General features: G+C 62.8%; 21 protein-coding genes. 11 read left to right on the top strand and 10 right to left on the bottom strand.

The features are described 5' to 3' along the window. Positions 1-134: 134 nt before the first annotated feature. Both yddG and V6765_RS18595 read right to left on the bottom strand, forming a co-directional pair. Complete coding sequence (gene yddG / locus V6765_RS18600) at positions 135-1,007, bottom strand: aromatic amino acid exporter YddG (protein ID WP_448431501.1); 873 nt, start codon at positions 1,005-1,007, stop codon at positions 135-137. Positions 1,008-1,011: 4 nt separating this feature from the next. Next, a complete protein-coding gene (locus V6765_RS18595) occupies positions 1,012-1,791 on the bottom strand; it encodes a DUF3108 domain-containing protein (protein ID WP_448431499.1) in 780 nt (259 codons plus the stop codon). Between the two features lie 228 nt (positions 1,792-2,019). Between V6765_RS18595 and rpmB the strand changes: the two genes are divergently transcribed. Both rpmB and V6765_RS18585 read left to right on the top strand, forming a co-directional pair. Beyond that, positions 2,020-2,316, top strand: coding sequence for a 50S ribosomal protein L28 (rpmB, locus tag V6765_RS18590; RefSeq protein ID WP_448431497.1), 297 nt, complete (start codon positions 2,020-2,022; stop codon positions 2,314-2,316). A 96-nt stretch (positions 2,317-2,412) separates the two neighbouring features. Beyond that, positions 2,413-3,045: a VUT family protein gene (locus V6765_RS18585; protein WP_448431496.1), complete on the top strand. Its 633-nt coding sequence runs from the start codon at positions 2,413-2,415 to the stop codon at positions 3,043-3,045. On the opposite strand, the gene V6765_RS18580 is transcribed toward V6765_RS18585, so the two are convergent. After that, positions 3,035-4,468: a mannitol dehydrogenase family protein gene (locus V6765_RS18580; protein WP_448431494.1), complete on the bottom strand. Its 1,434-nt coding sequence runs from the start codon at positions 4,466-4,468 to the stop codon at positions 3,035-3,037. The genes V6765_RS18585 and V6765_RS18580 overlap by 11 nt on opposite strands. Positions 4,469-4,654: 186 nt before the next feature. Between V6765_RS18580 and amyA the strand changes: the two genes are divergently transcribed. After that, positions 4,655-6,142, top strand: a complete 1,488-nt coding sequence (amyA, locus tag V6765_RS18575) for an alpha-amylase (RefSeq protein ID WP_448431492.1) — start codon at positions 4,655-4,657, stop codon at positions 6,140-6,142. A 4-nt stretch (positions 6,143-6,146) separates the two neighbouring features. Here the strand turns inward: amyA and V6765_RS18570 are convergent, their stop codons facing one another. Further along, positions 6,147-6,689 (bottom strand): VOC family protein, encoded by a 543-nt coding sequence (locus V6765_RS18570; protein WP_448431490.1) that lies wholly within the window; start codon positions 6,687-6,689, stop codon positions 6,147-6,149. Positions 6,690-6,783: 94 nt separating this feature from the next. Here V6765_RS18570 and V6765_RS18565 point away from each other — a divergent pair, with 94 nt between their 5' ends. After that, the gene (locus V6765_RS18565) at positions 6,784-7,446 is read left to right on the top strand and encodes a TetR family transcriptional regulator (protein ID WP_448431488.1); all 663 of its coding nucleotides are present in this window, start codon (positions 6,784-6,786) and stop codon (positions 7,444-7,446) included. 7 nt (positions 7,447-7,453) lie between these two features. Here the strand turns inward: V6765_RS18565 and V6765_RS18560 are convergent, their stop codons facing one another. The 4 genes from V6765_RS18560 to V6765_RS18545 all read right to left on the bottom strand — a co-directional run bounded on the left by V6765_RS18560 (position 7,454) and on the right by V6765_RS18545 (position 12,003). Continuing rightward, on the bottom strand, positions 7,454-8,392 hold the full coding sequence (locus tag V6765_RS18560; RefSeq protein WP_448431486.1) for an esterase-like activity of phytase family protein: 939 nt from the start codon (positions 8,390-8,392) through the stop codon (positions 7,454-7,456). After that, positions 8,389-10,287 carry a cobaltochelatase subunit CobT gene (gene cobT, locus V6765_RS18555; RefSeq protein WP_448431484.1) on the bottom strand — a complete coding sequence of 633 codons (1,899 nt, stop codon included), beginning with the start codon at positions 10,285-10,287 and terminating at the stop codon, positions 8,389-8,391. Before cobT ends, V6765_RS18560 begins: the two co-directional genes overlap by 4 nt. A gap of 10 nt (positions 10,288-10,297) precedes the next feature. Then, a complete protein-coding gene (gene cobS / locus V6765_RS18550; RefSeq protein ID WP_448431482.1) occupies positions 10,298-11,290 on the bottom strand; it encodes a cobaltochelatase subunit CobS in 993 nt (330 codons plus the stop codon). 71 nt (positions 11,291-11,361) lie between these two features. Continuing rightward, positions 11,362-12,003: a J domain-containing protein gene (locus V6765_RS18545; protein ID WP_448431480.1), complete on the bottom strand. Its 642-nt coding sequence runs from the start codon at positions 12,001-12,003 to the stop codon at positions 11,362-11,364. Positions 12,004-12,165: 162 nt separating this feature from the next. On the opposite strand from V6765_RS18545, the gene V6765_RS18540 reads away from it, so the two are divergent. Beyond that, positions 12,166-12,447, top strand: coding sequence for a BolA family protein (locus tag V6765_RS18540; RefSeq protein ID WP_448431478.1), 282 nt, complete (start codon positions 12,166-12,168; stop codon positions 12,445-12,447). Positions 12,448-12,462: 15 nt separating this feature from the next. On the opposite strand, the gene V6765_RS18535 is transcribed toward V6765_RS18540, so the two are convergent. Both V6765_RS18535 and V6765_RS18530 read right to left on the bottom strand, forming a co-directional pair. Continuing rightward, the gene (locus V6765_RS18535) at positions 12,463-13,203 is read right to left on the bottom strand and encodes an HAD-IIB family hydrolase (protein WP_448431476.1); all 741 of its coding nucleotides are present in this window, start codon (positions 13,201-13,203) and stop codon (positions 12,463-12,465) included. Between the two features lie 3 nt (positions 13,204-13,206). Further along, entirely contained in the window at positions 13,207-14,544 is a 1,338-nt protein-coding gene (locus tag V6765_RS18530) for a glycosyltransferase family 4 protein (RefSeq protein ID WP_448431474.1), read from the bottom strand. 204 nt (positions 14,545-14,748) lie between these two features. Here V6765_RS18530 and V6765_RS18525 point away from each other — a divergent pair, with 204 nt between their 5' ends. The 6 genes from V6765_RS18525 (at position 14,749) to V6765_RS18500 (ending at position 21,776) form a co-directional block, all read left to right on the top strand. Further along, a complete protein-coding gene (locus V6765_RS18525; RefSeq protein ID WP_448431472.1) occupies positions 14,749-16,029 on the top strand; it encodes a glycerate kinase type-2 family protein in 1,281 nt (426 codons plus the stop codon). Positions 16,030-16,447: 418 nt separating this feature from the next. Further along, positions 16,448-17,422 (top strand): polysaccharide deacetylase family protein, encoded by a 975-nt coding sequence (locus tag V6765_RS18520; protein WP_448431470.1) that lies wholly within the window; start codon positions 16,448-16,450, stop codon positions 17,420-17,422. A 135-nt stretch (positions 17,423-17,557) separates the two neighbouring features. Next, positions 17,558-18,673 carry a 3-isopropylmalate dehydrogenase gene (leuB, locus tag V6765_RS18515; RefSeq protein ID WP_230722493.1) on the top strand — a complete coding sequence of 372 codons (1,116 nt, stop codon included), beginning with the start codon at positions 17,558-17,560 and terminating at the stop codon, positions 18,671-18,673. A 55-nt stretch (positions 18,674-18,728) separates the two neighbouring features. Continuing rightward, positions 18,729-19,520, top strand: coding sequence for a phosphatase PAP2 family protein (locus V6765_RS18510; protein ID WP_448431468.1), 792 nt, complete (start codon positions 18,729-18,731; stop codon positions 19,518-19,520). Between the two features lie 129 nt (positions 19,521-19,649). Beyond that, on the top strand, positions 19,650-20,480 hold the full coding sequence (locus V6765_RS18505; protein ID WP_448431466.1) for a phosphatase PAP2 family protein: 831 nt from the start codon (positions 19,650-19,652) through the stop codon (positions 20,478-20,480). Between the two features lie 264 nt (positions 20,481-20,744). Next, entirely contained in the window at positions 20,745-21,776 is a 1,032-nt protein-coding gene (locus V6765_RS18500; RefSeq protein WP_448431464.1) for an aspartate-semialdehyde dehydrogenase, read from the top strand. Positions 21,777-21,808 lie beyond the last annotated feature (32 nt).

Here is a 21,808-nt window from a genome sequence, read left to right as displayed (position 1 = left end):
CTCACTGTCGCTTTCGCGACATCTCTCCCCTCCGGGGCGAGAAGATTGGGGGGCTGTGCGGTTAAGTTCCGTGAAACGGGCGCGCACACGACGCAGGGGGAGACCCGCTTCCCGCCCTGTTCCCCAGCTCCCGCCTAGGAATTCTTTCCTCTGATCATGTCGCGCGCGGCAATCACCGCGCCGCCGGTGATCAGCAGGCAGGCGGCGATTACGCGCCAGCCGGGTTCGCCGAAGCCGGCGATGATCAGGATGATGGTCGACAGCAGCGGCGCGGCATAGCTTGCCGCCCCCAGCACCTGGATATTGCCGTGCTTCACGCCATAGTCCCAGGCGTAGAAGGCGAGGCCGACCGGCAGCAGGCCGAGGCCCGCCACCGCCAGCCACTGCCCGAAATTCTCGGGCCAGACCGTGGTTTCCAGCCCGATGTGGCAGACAAGCGAGAGCAGGGCGGTCGCAAGGCAGAAACCGGTGACGACATCGGTCGAGACCTTGGAGAAGGAGCGCGACGCCAGCGAATAGCCCGACCAGGTGAAGGCGCAGAGGAAGGCGGCGAAATAGCCGAGGGCGTATTCTCCGCTGAACGCCAGGCCGCCGCCGCGGGTCACCAGAATGGCGGTGCCCGCAAAGCCTGCAAGCGCGCCGATGATGTGATGGGCTCTCAGCCGCTCGCCCGGCAGCAGCGCCGAGCCGACCACGATCAAAAGCGGCCACAGATAGGCGATCAACCCGGCATCGACCGCTGGCGCGTTTCTGAGCGCGGTGAAATAGAGGAAATGATAGCCGAACAGGCCGGCAATGCCGACGATCCAGACCTTCGCCGGCTGGCGCAGTCGCTTCAGCCGCTCCGGCCGCGCGATCAGCACCGCGATCCCCGGCAGGCTGGCGATGGCAAAGGCGATGGCCGAAAGCTGGAACGGCGGCACATTGCCGGACGCGGCTGTAAACAGTGCCAGCAACGCCCACATCAGCACGGCGGAAAACCCGATCAGGGTGGCGCGCATTGTCATGGCGTCAGCGCGGAAGGCCGAATTTCGAGGCGTAGATCGTCAGCCGCCCGATCTTCAGCGGGATATGGGCCATGACCGGCGCGAACACGTTCAGTTCCTCATTATAGGCGAACCAGACGACGAGTTCGCGAGAATTGGCGAGATATTCGATATCCTCATCCTTGCGCTCGTAGCCGGCCACCGGCTTGAACCGGATGGCGCAGCCGATCGCGCGCCCGGAAAAACCTTTTGTCGAAAACGGACGGCTTCCCGCCGACGCCATTTCGAGCTCCAGCCGGGTTTCGCCGTCGAAGATCGAGACCGTGGTGGCGCAGGGGTTCTTGGAAGGCGGCAGCAGCAGCGCGGAGACCGGGTCTATCACATTGCGCAGATGCTTGGATCTGACCTCGACCCAGTTATCCCCGCGCGGGCCCGGATCGGGCACGATGGTCGATTTCGTCACGCGCTTGTTGGAAAAGGTGGCTGCGTAATCGCGGGCATAGTCGCCATCGCGGTAAATGAGCTGGAATTCCCGCGTTTCCGGCTTGCCGTTCTTCCACAATCCGTCGGCATCGACCTTCACGGCGATCGAGGTGAACAGATTGCCAATACCCGCCGCCTCGATATCGGCATTGATATTGTACTTGCCGTCGGTAACCGTGGTGTTGAACACCGCATCGGCGATCTTGATGCCCGAAAACGACAGCGTATAGACGGTCTGCTGCTTGATATCCTCGGCTTGCGCGGCGGGCGCGGCAAGGAGCGCCGCGACGAGCCCGAGCGATTGAAGAAGTTTAGCTGCCATATCCCGCATCCGTCCATTGAAGTTCGATTACCCTCCGTTTATGTCGTAGCTGACGGCAAAAAAACAGCCGTAAATTTTTCGCCCGCCGCGAAAAACCGGCAAATCGCCTTGACCTTTGGCGAGGGCGAGATTATAGAACCGCAACTTTCCAATGAGCCGCCAATTGGATCGCGGGGCATGGCTGTCCCGTTGAAAGCCTTGGCTAAAGAAGAATAAGTAGGTGTTACCATGTCCCGCATGTGTGAATTGACTGGCAAGGGCGTGCTGTCCGGCAACAATGTTAGCCATGCCAACAACAAGACCCGTCGCAAGTTTCTTCCCAATCTTTGCCGGGTAACCCTGATGTCGGAAGCAACCGGCATGAGCTATCGTCTGCGCGTTTCGGCGGCGGCGCTCCGCTCCGTTGAGCATCGCGGCGGTCTCGACGCATTCCTGCTGAAGTCCGGCGAGCGCGATCTTTCGCCGCGCGCCCGCCTTCTGCGCAAGGAAATCATCAAGAAGACGGCCGAACAGGCCGCCGCCTGATTTCAGGCATTCTGACTAAACTGGAGAGCCTTGCCGCCAGCCGGTAAGGCTCTCTTTATTCGTTCTCCAGCTGGTGGCATCACCCAGGGTAAAAAAATGCGACAGACGCAGTCCGTTCTTATCTACAGCCTGCTGATGGCAGGCGTCGTGCTTCTTTCCAACATTCTCGTCCAGTATCCGGTTTCCGGTACGCTGTATGGCATTTCGCTCGCCGATCTTCTGACCTGGGGCGCGTTCACCTATCCGCTCGCCTTCCTGGTCAACGACCTCACCAACCGTCAGTTCGGCCCGTCGGCCGCGCGCAAGGTGGTGATCGCCGGTTTCGTCGTCGGCGTCGCCTTTTCCTTCTACGCCTCGGTGCCGCGTATCGCGATCGCCTCGGGCACGGCGTTTCTGGTCGGCCAGCTTCTCGATATCTCGGTTTTCAACCGCCTGCGCCGGCAGACATGGTGGAAGGCTCCGCTGGCGGGCTCGCTGTTCGGCTCCGTGCTCGACACGGTGCTGTTCTTCTCGATCAGCTTCGCCGCCATCTTCGCCTTCATCGGCCCAAATGATGAGTTCGCGCTCGGCATGGCGCCGCTCTTCAGCGTGTTTTCGCTCGAAGTGCCGCGCTGGGTCTCTTGGGCGCTCGGCGATCTTTCGGTCAAGCTCGCCTTCAGCCTGATCATGCTTCTGCCCTATGCGGCGCTGATTTCCTGGCTCAGGCCGATGCGTAGCGTCAACGCATAGCGGCGGCCGCCGTCTCGCGCGGACCGTTTTCGACAATGCTTTCATAGGCCTTGAGGATCGCGGCGCGGAAGGCGGGGTGCGTCGCCAGATTGGCGTCGAAGATCGTGTCGATGGCGATGAGGCCATCGACCAGCGCCGCGCCGTCGCGGTCCCGCGCGACATCCAGCAATTTCTCGGAAAGCGGGTCGGTCAGCGTGCCGCCCTTATCCGCCGCAAGCTTCACGAATCGCATCCAGCCGGCCACGGCGAGCGCCTGTAGCGGCCAGGAGCGGCCGGCCGCGATATTCTCATCGATCGCGTGAAGCAAGCGCTGCGGCAGTTTCTGGCTGGTATCCCAGGCGATCTGGCCGGTGCGGTGTTTCAGCTTCGGGTTGGCGAATCGGGCGATCAGGTCGTCGGCATAGGCCTCGATATCGACGCCGTCGATCGCGGGCAGCGTCGGACGCTGTTCATCGAGCATCAGGCTGCGGGCGGCCTTGCGGAACACCGGATCGGCCATGCAGGCGTCGACCGTTTCGATCCCTGAAAGGCTGCCGAGCATTGCCAGAAACGTATGCGCGCCGTTCAGCATTCGGAGCTTCATCATCTCGAACGGGCGCACGTCGTCGGTCAGCATCGCCCCGCCTTCGGCATAGGGCGGGCGGCCGGCGGCGAAATCGTCCTCGATCACCCACTGGCGGAACGGCTCGCAGACGATGCCGTTGTCGTCGGCCGCGCCGCCATTGATGTCCTTCAGCAGCGCGCGCCCTTCATCGTCAAGCGCCGGCACGACGCGGTCGACCATGGTGCCGGGGAAGGTCACATGGGCGTCAATCCAGTCGGCCAGCCTGCCGTCGCGCTGATGGGCGAAGGCGAGCACCGCGGCGCGCACAAGCCTGCCATTGTCCGGCTGGTTGTCGCAGGAAAGCACGGTGAGGCCGGAAAGCCCTGCCGCGCGGCGGCGCGCGAGGCCTGCGACGATGACGCCGATCGCGGTTTTGGGGTTTTCGGGGTTTTCCAGATCGGCGCGGATGCCCTTATGGTCGAGATCGAGCTGGCCGTTGCGGCAGCAATAGCCCTTCTCGGTGATCGTCAGGCTGATGACGGAGAGCGGTTCGGAGGCGATCAGATCGAGCAGCGAATCGATGCCGTCGCGCCCGGGATGGCAGGTGCCGACGACCACGGCGATCTCGCGCGCGGTCACGCCGTCGCCGTCGACCTCGGCCACCAGATAGCGACGTCCCGCGACATCGAGCGCGGAAAGCTCTTCCGCGCCGGAGTTCAGCCGGCAGGCCACCACGCCCCAGTCGCCGCCGGCGGCGTTCAGGCCCTCCTGCAGATAGACCATCAGATGGGCGCGGGCGAAGGCGCCGAAGCCGATATGAAGGATGCGCGGGCGGAGCGAGGCCGGATCGAATTTGGCGCGGATGACGGTTTCTGGCATCGGAACTCCTCGTGAATGCCTGACGGGGTCGCAGGCACCTTATCGCGGCGGGCGGCGGCTGCGGTCAAGCAAAGTTTGCATGTCATCGGCCTGAGCGCCAGAATGCGGCCTCACTCGAAGTGCGCGGAACTTTACCCGGCGCGAACCGTTTCTGAGCGCTATCCATCCCAATCCAGCGAGGGCAATGTGGCCGGACGCGTTCTTCTTCAGTTTTTCCATTGGTATTATCCAGACGGCGGCAGGCTCTGGAACGAAGTTGCCGAGAAAGCCGAAAATCTCGCGGAGATCGGCGTCACCGACGTCTGGCTGCCGCCGGCCTACAAGGGCTCCGCCGGCGGCTATTCGGTGGGCTACGACACCTATGATCTTTTCGATCTGGGCGAGTTCGACCAGAAGGGCACTGTTCCCACCAAATATGGCGATCGCGGCGCGCTGGAGGCGGCCTGCAAGGCTTTGGCCGATCACGGGATCGGCGCCATCCACGATGTGGTGTTCAACCACAAGATGGGCGGGGATGAGCGCGAGGCGGTCAAGGTACGCCGGGCGAACCCCGACAACCGCACCGAAATCGAGGACGAGGCCTTCGACACCCACGCCTACACACGCTTCACCTTTCCGGGCCGGCAGGGCAGGCATTCCGAATTTGTCTGGACCCAGAAGTGCTTTACCGGCGTCGACTATATCGAGGACCCGACCGACAACGGCGTCTTCCGCCTCGTCAACGAATATGGCGAGGGCGAATGGAATGACGAGGTGGACGAGGAGCTTGGCAATTACGACTACCTGATCGGCTCCGATGTCGAATTTCGAAATCGCGCGGTCTATGAGGAGCTGAAATACTGGGGCCGCTGGTTTTCAGGGCAGGTGCCGGTCGCCGGCTTCCGGCTCGATGCCGCCAAGCACATCCCCGCATGGTTCTTCCGCGACTGGATCGGTCATATGCGCGGAACCGTGAAGGAAGACCTGTTCGTGGTCGCCGAATACTGGCATCCCGATATCGGCGCGCTGGAAAACTATCTGGAGCTTGTCGACCGTCAACTCCTGCTGTTCGATGTCGGCCTGCACCACCGCTTCCACGATGCCGCGAAGGGCGGCGGCGATTTCGACATGCGCACGATATTCGACGGATCGCTGCTTTCGGCGCAACCGGAACATGCCGTCACGCTGGTGGAAAACCACGATACCCAGCCGCTGCAATCGCTCGAGGCCGCCGTTGAGCCCTGGTTCAAGCCGCTTGCCTATGCGCTGATCCTGATGCGCGAGCAGGGCGTGCCGAGCGTCTTCTACGCCGATCTCTACGGCGCGGACTATCGCGACAAGGGCAGCGACGGCGAAGAGTACGACATCGTGATGCCGAAGGTCGAATGCCTGCCGGCGCTGATTTCCGCCCGCAAGCGATTCGCCAATGGTGGCCAGACCGATATGTTCGACGACCCGAACTGCCTCGCGGTGGTTCGCCATGGCACCGATGATATGCCGGGCTCGGTCACGGTGCTCACCAATGGCGAGGAAACCAGCAAGCATGTCGAACTCGGCGAGGGGCATGCCGGGGCGAGCTTCCGCGATTTTCTCGGCCATCGTGAGGATACGGTGACGGCCGATGAGAACGGCAATGCCGATTTCCCGGTCAATGGCGGCAGCGTCAGCGTCTGGGTGCGCGAGGATGCGCTATGACTGCCTATCCGCGCGGTAGCGTGCGGAAGGCCTTCTTCGCGGGCGAGCCCTGCCATTCAGGATGCTCGGCTTCCGCCTGCTTCCAGGCTTGCGCCGAGCGCCGGTAGGCCATGGGCGAGGCGATTTTCGGGATATGCGCCAGTTCCCAGTGGATGCCATTGATGGGGTCGTCGAAAAACACACCGTAATAGCCGGGCGCATAGACCGGGTATTCCGCAGGCGTCTCCGTCACCGGAACGTCCTTAGGAACGAGGAAATCGCTATGGAAACGATCAACCTCCTTCCGGTTCTTCGCCCACAGCGCAATGTGATGAATCCCGGTGGCGCGCGCCTCGTGGTCGAGCTTGCCGCCGGTCTTGGCCGGCTGGATGCCGATATAGCTGTGGGGAAACGGGAACCGCGCCATGTAATAGGTCGAGCGATAGCCGATATCCATGGTCCAGAAGCTCTTGTAGCCCAGCCAGCCGAACATCCGATCGTAGAACGCCACCGAGTTCTCGTAGTCGATGACCGAGAATTCAACATGATTGACACCGCGCCAGCGCATTGTGCATCTCCTGTTTTGTGGCGGAATTGGACCTCGCCGCGATTTCGTGCAATACGTTAGACCGCTGGTCTAAAATGTCAATGAAGGCGGATTGATGGCTGCGGCAGACACGAAGAAGCCAATGGCGGAGGGCGACACGGCGCTGGAAAGGCTTGAGGCGCTGGCGCCGGATCGTCGCGCGCGCCTGCTGGACGCGGCCGCGGCGGCTTTCGCAGAGGCCGGCTTTGCCGGCGCTTCGATGAACGCCATCCTCGCCGCGGCCGCCATGAGCAAGGGGCAGGCCTATTACTATGTTCACGACAAGGGCGATCTCTATTCGGCCGTGATCGAACGCGCGCTCGGCGAACTGGTTGGCCGGATGGACTTTTCAGCGCCGCTCCAGGCCGAAACGATCGATCTCTTCTGGGGTGGCATTTACGCGGCGTTCGAGCGCCTCAGCGGGGCTCTTGTCGCCGATCCCGTCATGGCGGCGCTTGGCCGGACGATGTATGAGGGCCCGCAGACGGAAAAGGCGCTTGAAGCGCCGCTTGCGCGGATCAGGCGCGCTCTGGAGCAACTCGTGGAAAAGGGGCAGGTGCTGGGCGCCGTCCGCTCCGACATGCCGCGCGCGCTGATCGTCGACATGGTGCTTTCCGCCGCCCGCGCGCTTGACCGCTGGTTTGCGCAAAACTGGGACGATCTCTCGCCGGAAGAGGCGGCGCGCCTCAATCTTGAGGGGCTGAAGATGATCCGGGCGATGGTCGCGTCCGCCGGTTGATCCAGCGTCAGCCGACCAGCCTGAACTCCAGCATCAGCGTCTGCTGCAGCACCGAATCATTGTCGTCCGAGATGATGATCAGATGCAGGCTGCCGTCCGGCATCGCGATAACGTCGAGGCCTTCCATGTTGTCGATCCTGTTCAAGCCGCTTGCCTGCATGATGACCGGGCCGTCGACCACGGCGCCGGCGTGGATCGTATCGGCGGGTATGCGGCGAATGCGCATGCCGATGCCGCCTAGAAGCGAAAACCGGCGCTCCAGGAGCAGCAGGTCGCCGTCCGGCAGAAAGGCGGCGTCGGTGACGTCGAATTCCTGATTCTTGACGACCTTGAAAATGCCCTTGCCGGGACCGGAAATGATGGCGGCAAACAGGTTTCCGTCGCTGTCGATGCTCTTTTCCGCAACCACCACGGTCCGGCCATCAGCATTGGTCGCCATCGCCTCGAGGCCGCCATTGGCGCGCAATTCGTTGCGGGGAATCAGGAAATCGGGGCCGGGCTTCGCTGTCGCGTCGTCGTGACCCTCCAGCGGGTATTGATCGATCCGGTGCTTGTTTTCGAAGCCGACGAGGATCCGGCCGTCCTTGATCGTCATGCTCTCGGCATCCATGTCGACCTTTTTGGCGTGCACGCCATCGGCGTTCTTCATCGGCGTGACCGTCACGTCGGCGACACCGGAAAGTCGTCCTCTGCCATCGCGGGTAATCTCGCCATCGACCCATTCGCCATAATCGGCAATCGCGACGAAGCGCTCGCCGCCGGGCAGGAAGCGGATCGCGGAAAGCCCATGCAGCCCGGACAGTTTGAGCCCGCCGACGAATTGCAGGTCGCCGAAGCGGGTCACGCTCGGGTCGCTCGCGAAACTTTCGATCCGCGTGGAAGAGACATCCGCCGCCGAAGCCTGCGTGGCAAAGAGCGCAAGCGCAAGAAGAAGGGCGCGTATCATCTGGCGCGTCGACGCGTCGGCGCCTCGGCGCCCTGTTCCTCGAACAGCGCGGCAAGCTGATCGGTCATCGCGCCGGCCAGTTCGTCGGCATCGACGATGGTGACGGCGCGGCGGTAGTATCGGGTGACGTCATGGCCGATGCCGATCGCCAGCAGTTCGATCGGCGAGCGCGTTTCGATATGCTCGATCACCGCGCGCAGATGCTTTTCGAGGAAATTGCCGGGATTGACCGACAGCGTCGAATCATCGACCGGCGCGCCGTCGGAGATCATCATCAGGATGCGGCGCTGTTCGGGCCGCGCCATCAGCCGGTCATGGGCCCAGATCAGCGCCTCGCCGTCGATGTTTTCCTTCAGCAGTCCCTCGCGCATCATCAGGCCGAGATTGGCGCGCGAGCGCCGCCAAGGCTGGTCGGCGGATTTGTAGATGATATGGCGCAGATCGTTGAGCCGGCCGGGGGCCGCGGGCTTGCCGGCCTCCAGCCACTTCTCGCGCGACTGCCCGCCCTTCCACGCCTTGGTGGTGAAGCCGAGGATCTCGACCTTGACGCCGCAGCGCTCCAGCGTGCGCGCCAGAATGTCGCCGCAGGTGGCGGCGACCGTGATCGGCCGGCCGCGCATCGAGCCGGAATTGTCGATCAGGAGCGACACAACGGTGTCTCGGAACTGGGTGTCGCGTTCCATCTTGAAGGAGAGCGGCTGCATCGGGTCGATGACCATGCGCACCAGCCGCGCGGTATCGAGATAGCCTTCCTCGAGGTCGAAATCCCAGGAGCGGTTCTGCTTGGCCATCAGCCGGCGCTGCATGCGGTTGGCGAGCCGGCCGACCGCGCCCTGAAGGTGGGCGAGCTGCTTGTCGAGATGGGCGCGCAGGCGCTGAAGCTCTTCCTGGTCGCACAGTTCCTCGGCGGTGATTTCCTCATCGAACTCGGTTGAGAACACGCGGTAATCGACCTTTTCGTTGAAATCGTCAAAGGCGGTGTTGGGACGCTTGGTCTCGCCGGCGACTTCGGAATCCGGATCGGCCTCGTCGTCGAGATCGGTGTCGGCCACTTCCGCGCCGTCGAGCTCGCCCTGGTCCATTTCCTCGTCGGCGCTGTCGCTGTCATCGGCGGCGGCGGAATCCTCGCCGGCCTGCTCCTCGACCTGTTCGTCGTTCTCGCGTTCGGAACGCGGCTGCTCCTCGTCAGAGAGATTTTCTTCCTCATCGTCGTTTTCGAGGTCGTCGCCGGCATAGTCGTCGGCCATTTCCATCGATGACAGCATCGAGCGGACAACGCGGGCGAAGGCGTCCTGATCGTCGATCGAGCCTGCCAGCCGGTCGAGATCGACGGCGGCCTTATCCTCGATGAAATCGCGCCAGAAATCGAGCACCCTTCCGGCCGATTCCGGCGGCTTTTCGCCTGTCAGCTTTTCGCGCACCAGCATGGCGACGGCCTCGGAAACCGGCGCGTCCTCCTTGCGATCGATGGCGGCGAAATTTGCCTTTTCGTATTTTTCCGCATGCATGGCGGCGAGGTTCTTCGCCATGCCCGGCATGCGCTTGGCGCCGATCGAATCGATCCGGGCCTGCTCAACCGCGTCGAAAATCGACTGCGCCTCGGTGCCGCCGGGCGACATGTGGGCGTGGGTCACGGGGTTGTGGCAGGCCATGCGCAGCGCCATGGAATCGCCAAGACCGCGCACGACGGCCAGTTCTTCCGGCGACGGACGCTTGGAGAATTCCGGCAGGCGGATCTGGTTGCCGCTCATGCCCGGCCGGTCGCGCGAAAACACGACCTCCGCCTCCCGTTCGCCGGAGATCGCGCGCACACAGCCGGAAACGGCGCGGTGCAGCGGCTCCAGGTCTACGGGCGCATAGGGGTTGGATTTTCGATTGTCGCCGGGACCGGCCATGAAAATTTCCTCAGGCGCTGATCACGACGTTGGCGGCGCTTTCCTTCAGTTCCTCGCCGAAGGCGCGCTGATACTGCTCGGCCACCAGCGTCCGCTCCAGCTCGTCGCACTTGTTGAGGAAGGTGACGCGGAAGGCAAAACCGACATCGCCGAAAATCTCGGTGTTTTCGGCCCAGTTGATCACCGTACGCGGGCTCATCACCGTCGAAAGATCGCCATTGACGAAGGCCGAACGGGTGAGGTCGGCAACGCGCACCATGTTGGAGACGGTTTCGCGGCCTTCCGCGCTCGAGGCGAAGCTCTTCACCTTGGCGAGGATGATGTTCACCTCCTGCTCGTGCGGCAGGTAGTTGAGCGTGGTCACCAGCGACCAGCGGTCCATCTGGGCCTGGTTGATCTGCTGGGTGCCGTGGTAAAGTCCGGTCGTGTCGCCAAGGCCAACCGTGTTGGCGGTCGCAAACAGGCGGAAGGCCGGGTGGGGGCTGATCACGCGGCTCTGGTCGAGCAGCGTCAGGCGGCCGGAACTTTCCAGCACGCGCTGGATCACGAACATCACGTCGGGGCGGCCGGCGTCGTATTCGTCAAACACCAGCGCGACATTGTGCTGGTAGGCCCAGGGCAGGATGCCGTCCTTGAACTCGGTAACCTGCAGCCCGTCCTTGACCACGATCGCGTCCTTGCCGACGAGGTCGATACGGCTGACATGGCTGTCGAGGTTGACGCGCACGCACGGCCATTTCAGACGCGCGGCGACCTGCTCGATATGGGTCGACTTGCCGGTGCCGTGATAGCCGGAGACCATGACGCGGCGGTTGTGGGCAAAGCCGGCGAGAATGGCGAGCGTGGTGTCGCGATCGAACAGGTAGTCGGGATCGAGGTCGGGCACATAGGGGTCATCGGTCGAATAGGCCGGGACTTTCAGGTCGACATCGAGGCCGAAGGTTTCACGAACCGAGACGGTGGTGTCGGGGAGGTTCGAATAGTCCAGATCGATCTTGCTCATCATTTCTCCAGCGCGGCCTCCTGGGAAAAAGCCGCTCAACGGTCTTTTATCTGCTCTTGATGGAAGTGTTCCTAGCAGAAGCCGGACTGCTTTAACAATTGGTATGCCTGCACCACGGCGCGAAAAGTTTCCTCCGAGCCGCGATCGCCGCCATTGGCGTCAGGGTGGTGTTTCTTGACCAGCAGCTTGTACTGCTTCTTGATGTCGTCGGAGGTCGCCGAGGCGCTCAAGCCCAGCGTGTCGAAGGCCTTGGCCTCGAGCGTCTTCAGCTTGCGCTCGCGCTTCGGGCGTTGCGGCCGGCCATCCCTGCCGTCATGAACGAAGCCGAACGGATCGCGCATGCGCGCCCCCGACGCGGCATTGCCGGCCTTCTTGGAGCCGTTCAGCGGCGTCTTGCGGGTATCGCCGTTGACGCCGACGGTCCAGGTCGGGCGATGGCCGGTGAGCGCCTCCTTCTGGTAGCGCGCGATCTCGCCGTCCGACAGGCCCTCGAAATAATTATAGCCCTTGTTGTAGGCCTTCACATGCTCGAAGCAGAACAGGAAAAACTGTCCCTCGGCATTGCGGCCGACGGGCGCCTTGTGCTTTCCGGGCTTGTGGCAGCCGTCCCACTGGCACTCGGGCACAGCGGTCTCCGCCTCGGCGGGTTTTGCCGCGGCGGGGCCCTTGCGCTTGGTGCGGAGGCGGTCGAAATATTTGGAATCTAGATTCATGGCGCGTGATTATGACCTTCCAAGCCCGCCACAACAAGAATTGACAACGGGATTTCTTACTGGCTTTCTGCCCTGTTAACGCGTTGACCACGGCGCGGGGTTCGCGAAAGCCGGTTTTTAACCTTTCCGTTAGACGCGCCACGCGCGACAAGGAGTGAAACGATGGCAATGGCCGCAGCAATCGAAGACCGGCTGAATACCCTGTTCAATCCCGAACGGCTGATTTTGAAAGACGAGAGCGCGCAACATGCCGGCCACTACAATGATCCGGACGCTCCCGAGATCACCCATTTAAGGATCAGGATCGTATCCGACAAGTTCAAAGGGATGACTCGCATCGCACGACATCGTGCCGTCAATGAGGCACTGGGCCCGGAATTCGCCGATGGCCTGCACGCGCTTGCGATCGAAGCCGCGGCACCCGACGAACCGACGCGGTGGTGATGGCGTAGGGTCGCGCTAGATCGCGACCCCGAAATGCCTCAAACCCTCGATCACGCCGTCGGCGACTTCGCCGCGGGCCTGATAGATGCGGTCATTGCCCTTGACCAGGTTCCGCAGGTCGTCATGGCCGTTGGCCGGGATGATGCCGCGCACATCCGGCACGGTGAACATCGCGCTGTCATTGCCGGTGTCGCCGGCCACCACGACGTCGTCATGGGCGATGTCGAGTTTCTGGCACAGCCATGAAAGGCAGGCACCCTTGTCGGCATTCTTCGGCAGGATATCGAGATCGCGCTTCGATGAATAGATCAGCTTGACCTCGAGCCCCTTCGACGTCAGCGCTTCCTCGATGGCCTGCAACCGGCCTTTCTTTGCGTTTTGCAGATACCAGCTCGATTTGTAGCCGTGCTGGTAGCGCTCCGGCTGGCGGGTCACATCGGGAATATTGGACATGATCCGCTCGACCTTCTCGACATCAAAGGCGGTGCCGATGAAATCATCGAAGCCGCCGATGGGCAGGCCGTTGCGGTGGTCATGGGCCATGGTGCCGACGCCGCCGATCAGGAAATCGGGCTCGGGCAGGCCGACCATGCCGATCAGGTCGCGGATATCGTCGACGAGCCGGCCACTGTTATAGACCAGGAGCGGCCGCTCGGCCTCGGGCACGGCCTCGAAGGCCCGGCGGAAGCGTTCCGTCGAGCCATTTTCGCCGACAAGCGTGCCGTCGAGATCGGAGGAGAAAAGTCTGACTGCCATCGCTCAGTCGCCGTCATTCCAGGGTTCTGCCCAGTCGCTGTCCTGCAGCGATTGCCGCATCGGCCGGCCCTCGACCAGCGAGATCAATTGCTGGGCGATACCGGTCCAGGTGAACAGGCTGCGGGCCTTGTGCGCGCCCATACGAGCGAGGCGATTATAGAGCCGCTGGTGCTTGAACGGCTTCATCATCATGATGCCGAGATCGTATTTGTCGAACGTGTCGGCAAACAGCGCGTGACGGCCGAAGCTGATCGCGCGGTAGAGCCCACCATTGGTGGTCACCACCGTCGGCGTTCCCGACGCCATCGCCTCGATCGCGGTCATGCCGAAGGGTTCGTAGCGGCTTGAAAGCACGAACATGTCGGCCGCGCGATAGATATCCGGCAGATCCTCGTCGGAGACATAGCCGGAGAAATGGACCTTCTCCTCAAGCCCCAGCTCCTTCACAAGGTCCTTGAGTTCGTTGAGAATCCTGGTTTCGAGCTCGTCCATGTCCGTTCCGCCGACGGCAAGCTGAAGCTCGGCGTCCGGCACTCGCTCGGCCATCACCGAGAATGCCTGGATCAGGAGGTCATACCCCTTGTTGGTGGCGAGCCGGCCGAGCGCCAGCACGGTCTTGCCCTTGAAGCCGAACTGCTCGCGCAGCATGTCGCGGGTGGCGCCGGAGACCGGGTAGAAGCGATTGTCGTCATAGCCCGGCGGGATCATGTAGACCCGGTCCTCGCGGATGCCGTAATCCTCCACCAGCATGTCGACCTGGAGCGGCGTGGTCGCGATCACGCTGTCGCAGGCGCGGTAGATCTTGTTTTCGTGCTTGATCCGCTCGGTGAAGTTGAAGTCCTTTTCGAACTGTTCCTTCTTGTCGGGATAGTCGGTCTCCATCGTCCGCTTCTTCCACAACCCGATCGAATGCGGCGTGTGGAGGTGCGGGATGTGGAGCGCTTCGGCAAGGCGGAGGCCCGCATAGCCGGCGTCCCAGTAGTGGGAGTTGATGAAGGTGTAGTTGAGATCGTGCTCGCGCATGTAGCGCAGCGCATTCTCGCTCCACTCCAGAAGATGCTTGTAGAGATATTCCTTAGGAATAAATTCCTTGCCGCCGCAGGGAATGCGCACGACCCGGACGCGCTCATCGACCTCGTCGATTTCCGGTTGGTCCTCGAACCGGCGGGTATAGATGTCGACCGAAAAGCCGAGCTGGGCGAGTTTCTTCGAAAGTTCCAGAATGTAGACGACCTGTCCGCCGGTATCGGCGGCGCCAAGCGGCGGATCGGCGGCAACATATCCATGGGTGGAAACAAGCGCGATATTTGGATATTTACCGGACCCGTTTTTGTCTGCCATCGTCAATCCTTCCTTGCATAATAAAGCTTGGCATGGCGGCGCGGATTCGGTTCTGTCATGGTGCCGGGAGGGAGGCGAAAAGAAACGAACGGGCGCACGACCCGCCTTTCTCCGAACGCACAAGCAGCGCAAATGTTCCAGGCAAACTTGAGCGATCCAAGGTTATGTGGAACATAGGGGAACAGACGCATAAGGAAAACCCCCATGAATTCCCCCGCCGGTTTCCAAGACAACCCCGACGTGTTTCTGCGCAGGCTTTTCGATGTCGCCGTGGCCGCCGCCGATCCGATGAAACAGCTTGCGCGATACCTGCCGGAGCCGCCGAAGGGCCGCACGGTCGTGGTCGGGGCCGGCAAGGGATCGGCGCGCATGGCGGAGGCGCTGGAGGCCTGCTGGGAAGGGCCGCTCGAAGGCGTCGTCGTCACCCGCTACGGCCATGAAGCGCCCTGCAATCACATCGAGATTCTCTCGGCATCCCATCCGGTGCCGGACGAAGCCGGCGAGAAGGCGGCGAAACGCATCCTCGAGACCGTTTCGGATCTGACCGAGGACGATCTGGTGATCGTGCTGATCTCCGGGGGCGGTTCGGCGCTGCTGTCGCTGCCGCCGGAAGGCGTGACGCTCGCGGACAAGATCGCCGTCAACAAGGCGCTGTTGCGCTGCGGGGCGGCGATCGACGAGGTCAACTGCGTGCGCAAGCATCTCTCGGCGATCAAGGGCGGCAGGCTGGCCGCCGCGATCCACCCGGCCCGCTGCCACACGCTGCTGATTTCCGATGTGCCGGGCGACGATCCGGCGATCATCGCTTCGGGCCCGACGGTCGGCGAGACCACCACGGTCGAGGATGCCAAGGCGATCCTGAAGCGCTACGCCATCGATCTGCCCGACCATGTCGCCCGCCATCTCGACACCGAGGCGGCGCGCTGCGTGGCGCCTGACGATCCGCGTCTGGCGCGGGCGGAGAACCACATCATCGCGACGCCGTTCATGTCGCTGGAAGCGGCTGCCGATGCGGCGCGCGAGGCCGGGCTCGATGTGCTGGTGCTCGGCGACACGATCGAGGGGGAGGCCAAGGATGTCGGCATCGTCCATGCCGGGATCGCGGGCTCCGTCGTCCATCACGGCGTGCCGGCCAAACGGCCTGCCATCATCCTCTCCGGGGGCGAAACCAGCGTGACCGTTAAGGGAGAGGGAAGGGGCGGCCGCAATGTCGAATTCCTGCTCTCGCTTGCAATCGAGCTCAACGGGCTTGATGGCGTCCATGCCCTTGCCGCCGACACCGACGGCGTCGATGGCCGCGAAGAGGTGGCCGGCGCCGTGATCGGGCCGGACACGCTTGAGCGCGCGCGGTCGCTCGGCCTCGATGCCCGCGCGGCGCTTGCCGACAATGACGGCCACGGGTTTTTCGAGGCGCTGGGCGATCAGGTCATCACCGGCCCGACGCTGACCAATGTGAACGATTTCCGGGCAATCCTGATCCTCTGAACGGCACTCTTGCGACAAAACGGCGCTCCCTGCGCGCGTCGTCGTGAGGCTGATGACAAAATCTCTTTTCCTCCTCCTCCGTCATGCCGGCCTTGAGCCGGCATCCAGGGCCGCTTGTGGCAAAGCTAGCAAAAGAGTTTTGCGCCCAGGGACTGGGCCCTCGCTGGATCCCGGCTCAAGGCCGGGATCACGGCGGACAGTGGGGCGACTGCCTGATTGTTTACGAGGTTTGTCAAAAAGCTGAACGGCGCGCCTGGCGCACACCGGCATTCCGTGTGCCCAAAATCGCGTCGCGGCCGGGTGAATGTTCGGCTCATTTTACGCTTTGGTAACCATATTAGCACATTTTTTACGGGAGCCCAGCGGGGCGAATCCCGCGATGCGCGTCTGCCATCTGTTTGGTTGAAGTGGATTACCAATGCGTCGTTTTGTAACCGGTCTTGCGGGCCTTTGCGTTCTCGCGCTCGCCTCCTGCGCATCCAACGGGGAGCGCGATACCACGATCCTCAAGACCGCGCTGCTGCCGGCGCCTGCCCGCGTTCTTTCCGAAGCGCCAAACGCGATCGAGGTCATCACCACGGGTTCGATCGGAGACATCGTGCCGATCGAGGAAGCGCCGCTGCAGCTTGGTTCCATCCATTCGCGCGTCGTGGACGGGGCCGATCGCGGCGCGCAAGTCATGACCATCAGCCTTGGCGAGGACGGCCGCCCGGAACGCCATCCGCTGGCGGGCCGCACGATCTATCTGGACGAGACCCGCGACATCACGCTGGCGCCGCTCGAAGTGGTGCTGACTTTCGATGACGGCCCGGTGCCCGGCCGCACCAATGTGGTGCTGGACGCACTTGATGCCTACGGGGTCAAGGGCCTGTTCTTCATGGTCGGCCAGATGGCGCATTATTATCCGGAGACGGCGGTGCAGGTGTCGGCGGCTGGCCATACGATCGCTACTCACACCTGGTCCCACCCCTACCTGCCCGCCCTTGGCCATGACGCGGCCATCGCCAATATCGACAAGGGCAGGGCGGTCGTGGAAGAGACGACCGGCATGACGCCGCGCTTCTTCCGCTTTCCCTATCTTGCCGAAAACGAATGGCTCGACCGTGCGCTTGCAAGCCGCGGCCTGATCCCGATCGGCGCCGATGTCGATTCCCTCGACTACCGCGAGGCGACCACCGAGCAACTGGTGGAGCGGGTGATGCACGGGCTCGAGGCCCGCGGCGGCGGCATCGTGCTGATGCATGATCTGCAGGGTCGCACGGCCCGCGCCATCGGCCCGCTGCTCGCGCGGCTGGAAGAGGGCGGTTACAAGGTGGTCCAGCTCAAATATGGCGCGCCGCCGCTAAAGGACGACACGCTGATGGCGCGGCTTGAGACAAATCCCCGTCGATAGTTTCCTTCAAACACGTACCGCAACGGCGCTCAACCGCCTTGAAATGCGTGGTTGCGCGGTCTAGAACCGCCTCGGCCCGCCAGAGGCGCCGACATTCCGGATGGCGCGCGGCCAGCAAGCTCCGAGGGAGGCATCATGAGCCATCGTAAACTCTTTCTTCTGCCCGGCGACGGCATCGGCCCGGAAATCACCGAGGAATTCGTCAAGGTCATCAGCCTTTTGAACGACAAGGCCAGCGCGGGTTTTGAAATCGAGCGCGGGCTCGTCGGCGGCGCGGCCTATGACGCCCATGGCAAAGCGATCTCGGATGATGACATGGCGCGGGCGATGGCGGCCGATGCTGTCATGTTCGCCGCCGTCGGTGGTCCGAAATGGGACAATGTCGCCTATGACGTGCGCCCGGAAGCAGGCCTGCTGCGCCTGCGCAAGGATCTGGAACTCTTCGCCAATCTGCGTCCTGCGATCTGCTATGCGGCCCTTGCCGCCTCGTCCTCGCTGAAGCCGGAACTGGTGGAAGGCCTCGATATCCTGATCGTGCGCGAATTGACCGGCGGCGTCTATTTCGGCGAGCCGAAGGAAATTATCGATCTCGGCAACGGACAGCAGCGCGCGATCGATACCCAGGTTTACGACACCTATGAGATCGAGCGGATCGCCGCCGTCGCCTTTGAGCTGGCGCGCACCCGCGGCAACCGCGTCTGCTCGATGGAAAAGCGCAATGTGATGAAGTCCGGCCTGTTCTGGAACCAGGTCGTGACCAGGGTTCACAAGGAGAAGTTCGCCGACGTCGAGCTGTCGCACATGCTGGCGGATGCCGGCGGCATGCAGCTCGTGCGCGCGCCGAAGCAGTTCGATGTGATTGTCACGGACAACCTGTTCGGCGACATGCTTTCCGATGTTGCCGCGATGCTCACCGGTTCGCTCGGCATGCTGCCCTCGGCCTCGCTCGGCGCGGAAGATGCCGTCACCGGCAAGCGCAAGGCGATGTATGAGCCGGTTCATGGCTCGGCGCCCGATATCGCCGGACAGGGCGTTGCCAACCCGCTCGCCATGCTGGCCTCGTTTGCGATGTGCCTGCGCTATTCGTTCAACATGATCGAAGAGGCGGAAGCGCTCGACGCCGCGATTGCCAAGGTGCTCGACGACGGTCTGCGCACCGGCGACATCATGGCGCCCGGCTGCCGCAAGGTCGGCACCAGCGAAATGGGCGATGCCGTCGTCGCCGCCTTTGCCGCCACGCTCGGCGTTTGAAAATGAAGGCTGGCGGCGGGGTTTATAACCGCCGCCGCCGCGCTATCTTGTCGGGATGAACGAGACCCGCGAAGACCTTCCCAAAACCGGTATCCGCATGCCGCCGCTTTTCTGGAAACGGCGCGTTGCGCACGAGACCTTCCGCCTTTCCGCCACCTGCTGGCCGTGGTTTCTTCTGCCGGCCGCGACGCTGGCGCTGTTGTGCATGGCGACGCTTGACGGCCCGGTGGCCTCGGCGCGCGACGCCATGTCATCGCGGTTTCAGGATTTTGCCGCGCGCCTGACCGATGTCACCACCGCGCCGTGGATCCTCGGAGCATGCGCAACCGTGACGCTTCTTGCCCTTGCGGCGGCGGCGCTTCTTGCCAGTCCGCGGGCAAAATTCCGAGCGGCGCTGGTCGTGCATCAGGGCTTCTATCTGTTTTGCTCCGTCGCGCTCGCCAGCGCCACCGTCAATGTCGTCAAGCGCCTGATCGGCCGGGCGCGTCCGACGCTGTTCGATACCGTCGGCGACCTGCACTTCAATGTCGGCGTATGGGCCTATGATTACGCAAGCTTTCCCTCGGGCCATTCGACGACATCGGGCGCGATCTTCGCCGGGCTGGCGCTGCTCTATCCACGGCTCGGGCCGTTCTTCGCCGCCTTCGCCATCTTTTTCGGCTTCGCCCGCATTGCGGTGGGTGCGCATTATCCGAGTGATGTCTCGGCGGGTCTGTTCTACGGCGCCTGGATTTCGGTGCTCGTGGCCTGCGTCTTCGCCCGCTACAGGCTGCTGTTCGCCGTGCCGGAAAAAGGCCTGCCGGTGCGCCGACCCCGACCGCGCCTGCGCGATCGGTTGCGGTCGTAATCTTCCTGTTATGTGGAAAAGTTAGTTGCTTTTGCGAAGACGGGTCGGCTGCGGACGTTGATGCCGCTGCCCGGCTCGTCTAACATCCGCCCAGCCGGTGGGGATGCCGGATGAATATTCGGAGGGGTGATGACGGAGCGCTACCGCTGGTTCAGCCAGCGCAGAAAACTCAAGGACGAGAAGTGGCCGTGCACGCATTGGCGCGGTTTCATGGTGGGTGTGGCGGGTCTTCTGTTCGTCGCCTTCGCGATCCTCGATTACCCCGTTGGGCTGATGGCCCGCGATCTCTCCGGCCCTATCAGGGAATATGGCGAGTTCGTCACCCATTTCGGCCAGTCGGAGTGGATATTGATCACCAGCGCGCTCGTCTTCGCGCTCGGCATGACGGCCGCCGGCACGGCGGAAGAGGCGGATCGGCGCACCCGTGCCAAGGGCGTGTTTCTGGCGCAGGCGGCAAGCTTCGTGTTCGCCGCGGTCGCGCTTTCCGGGCTCGCCGTCAATCTCCTGAAGGGGTTGATCGGCAGGCCGCGGCCGAACATGCTGGTCTATTACGATCTGAGCCCCTTTGCCTTCGATCCGCTGAGCTTTTCCAACAGCTATGCGAGTTTGCCCTCGGGGCATGCCACCACGGTTGCCGCGATCTTCACGGCGGCGGCGTTTTTCCTGCCGCGTCACCGCATTCTGTTTTTCAGTCTCGCCGTTTGCATCGGCATGAGCCGGATTATCGTTGGTGCGCATTATCCGAGTGATGTCATCGCCGGGCTCGCCTTCGGAAGCTGGTTTACCTATCTGACCGCGATCATCTTTTCGCGCTATCGCATGGTATTTAGCATCGATCCCCACGGCTGGCCGGTGCCGCGCAACTGCTTTTCCGCGCTGAAGCCGGAATTCATGCGCAAGCATTCGCACCATGCCGCACGCCAAACAGACCTTGACTTGACCACACAAAAGGGTCATTAGCCTTCGCGGTAGAAGGAAAAGCCGAATATGCCGCTCTTTGCGCGTCACATTGCTGCTGATGTTGCCCTGGCACCTAGCGCCGGCGGCCGGATTTCGCCTTCCCGCAGTTTCATGAAAACAGCCAAGAAAACGACGACGAAAACCGTCTGACGTTCCTGGCTTACCGCTCTCTCCCCGGTGACGCCGGGGACGGGAAGATGCCATTCCGGCCGCTCTTCCACTCCCGCGATTTTCGAGGAGAGAAACGAAAGAGAGCTTATCATCATGGGTTTCAAGATTGCAGTCGTCGGCGCGACCGGCAATGTCGGGCGCGAAATGCTGTCCATCCTCGAAGAGCGCGGTTTTCCCGCCGATGAGGTGGTGGCGCTCGCCTCCAGCCGTTCCGTCGGCACGGAGGTTTCCTACGGCGACAAGACGCTGAAGGTGAAGAACCTCGAAAACCATGACTTCTCCGACACCGATATCTGCCTGATGTCGGCCGGCGGTTCGATCTCGCAGAAGTGGTCGCCGAAGATCGGCGCTGCCGGCTGCGTCGTCATCGACAATTCGTCGGCCTGGCGCTACGACGCCGACGTTCCGCTTATCGTTCCGGAAGTGAACCCCGATGCGATCGAGGGTTTCCGCAAGCGCAACATCATCGCCAACCCGAATTGCTCGACCGCCCAGCTCGTCGTCGCGCTGAAGCCGCTGCATGACCGCGCCACGATCAAGCGGCTGGTGGTCTCGACCTATCAGTCCGTTTCGGGTGCCGGCAAGGAGGGCATGGATGAGCTGTTCAACCAGACCCGCGCCGTGTTCGTGGCCGATCCGATCGAGAGCAAGAAGTTCACCAAGCGGATCGCCTTCAACGTGATCCCGCACATCGACAGCTTCATGGAAGATGGCTACACCAAGGAAGAATGGAAGGTGCTGGCCGAGACCAAGAAGATGCTCGACCCGAAGATCAAGGTGACCTGCACCGCCGTGCGCGTGCCGGTCTTCATCGGCCATTCGGAATCGGTCAATATTGAGTTCGAGAAGGAAATCACCGCCGAGGATGCCCGCGACATCCTGCGCGAAGCGCCGGGCTGCCAGGTGATCGACAAGCATGAGGACGGCGGCTACATCACCCCGGTCGAATGCGCCGGCGAGGATTCCACTTTCATCTCGCGCATCCGCGAGGACGCGACGGTGGAGAATGGTCTGGCCATGTGGGTTGTTTCCGACAACCTGCGCAAGGGCGCGGCGCTGAACGCGATCCAGATCGCCGAGCTTCTGGTGGAGCGCAACCTGGTGAAGCCGCGCGCAATGGCGTAAGTCGTCACGGATGAACTGCAAACGGCGCCGGA

The sequence above is a fragment of the Martelella sp. FOR1707 genome, from assembly GCF_053484265.1.
The sequence above is the reverse complement of the archived record's forward strand: the minus strand, read 5'-3'. Positions and strand labels throughout refer to the sequence as shown.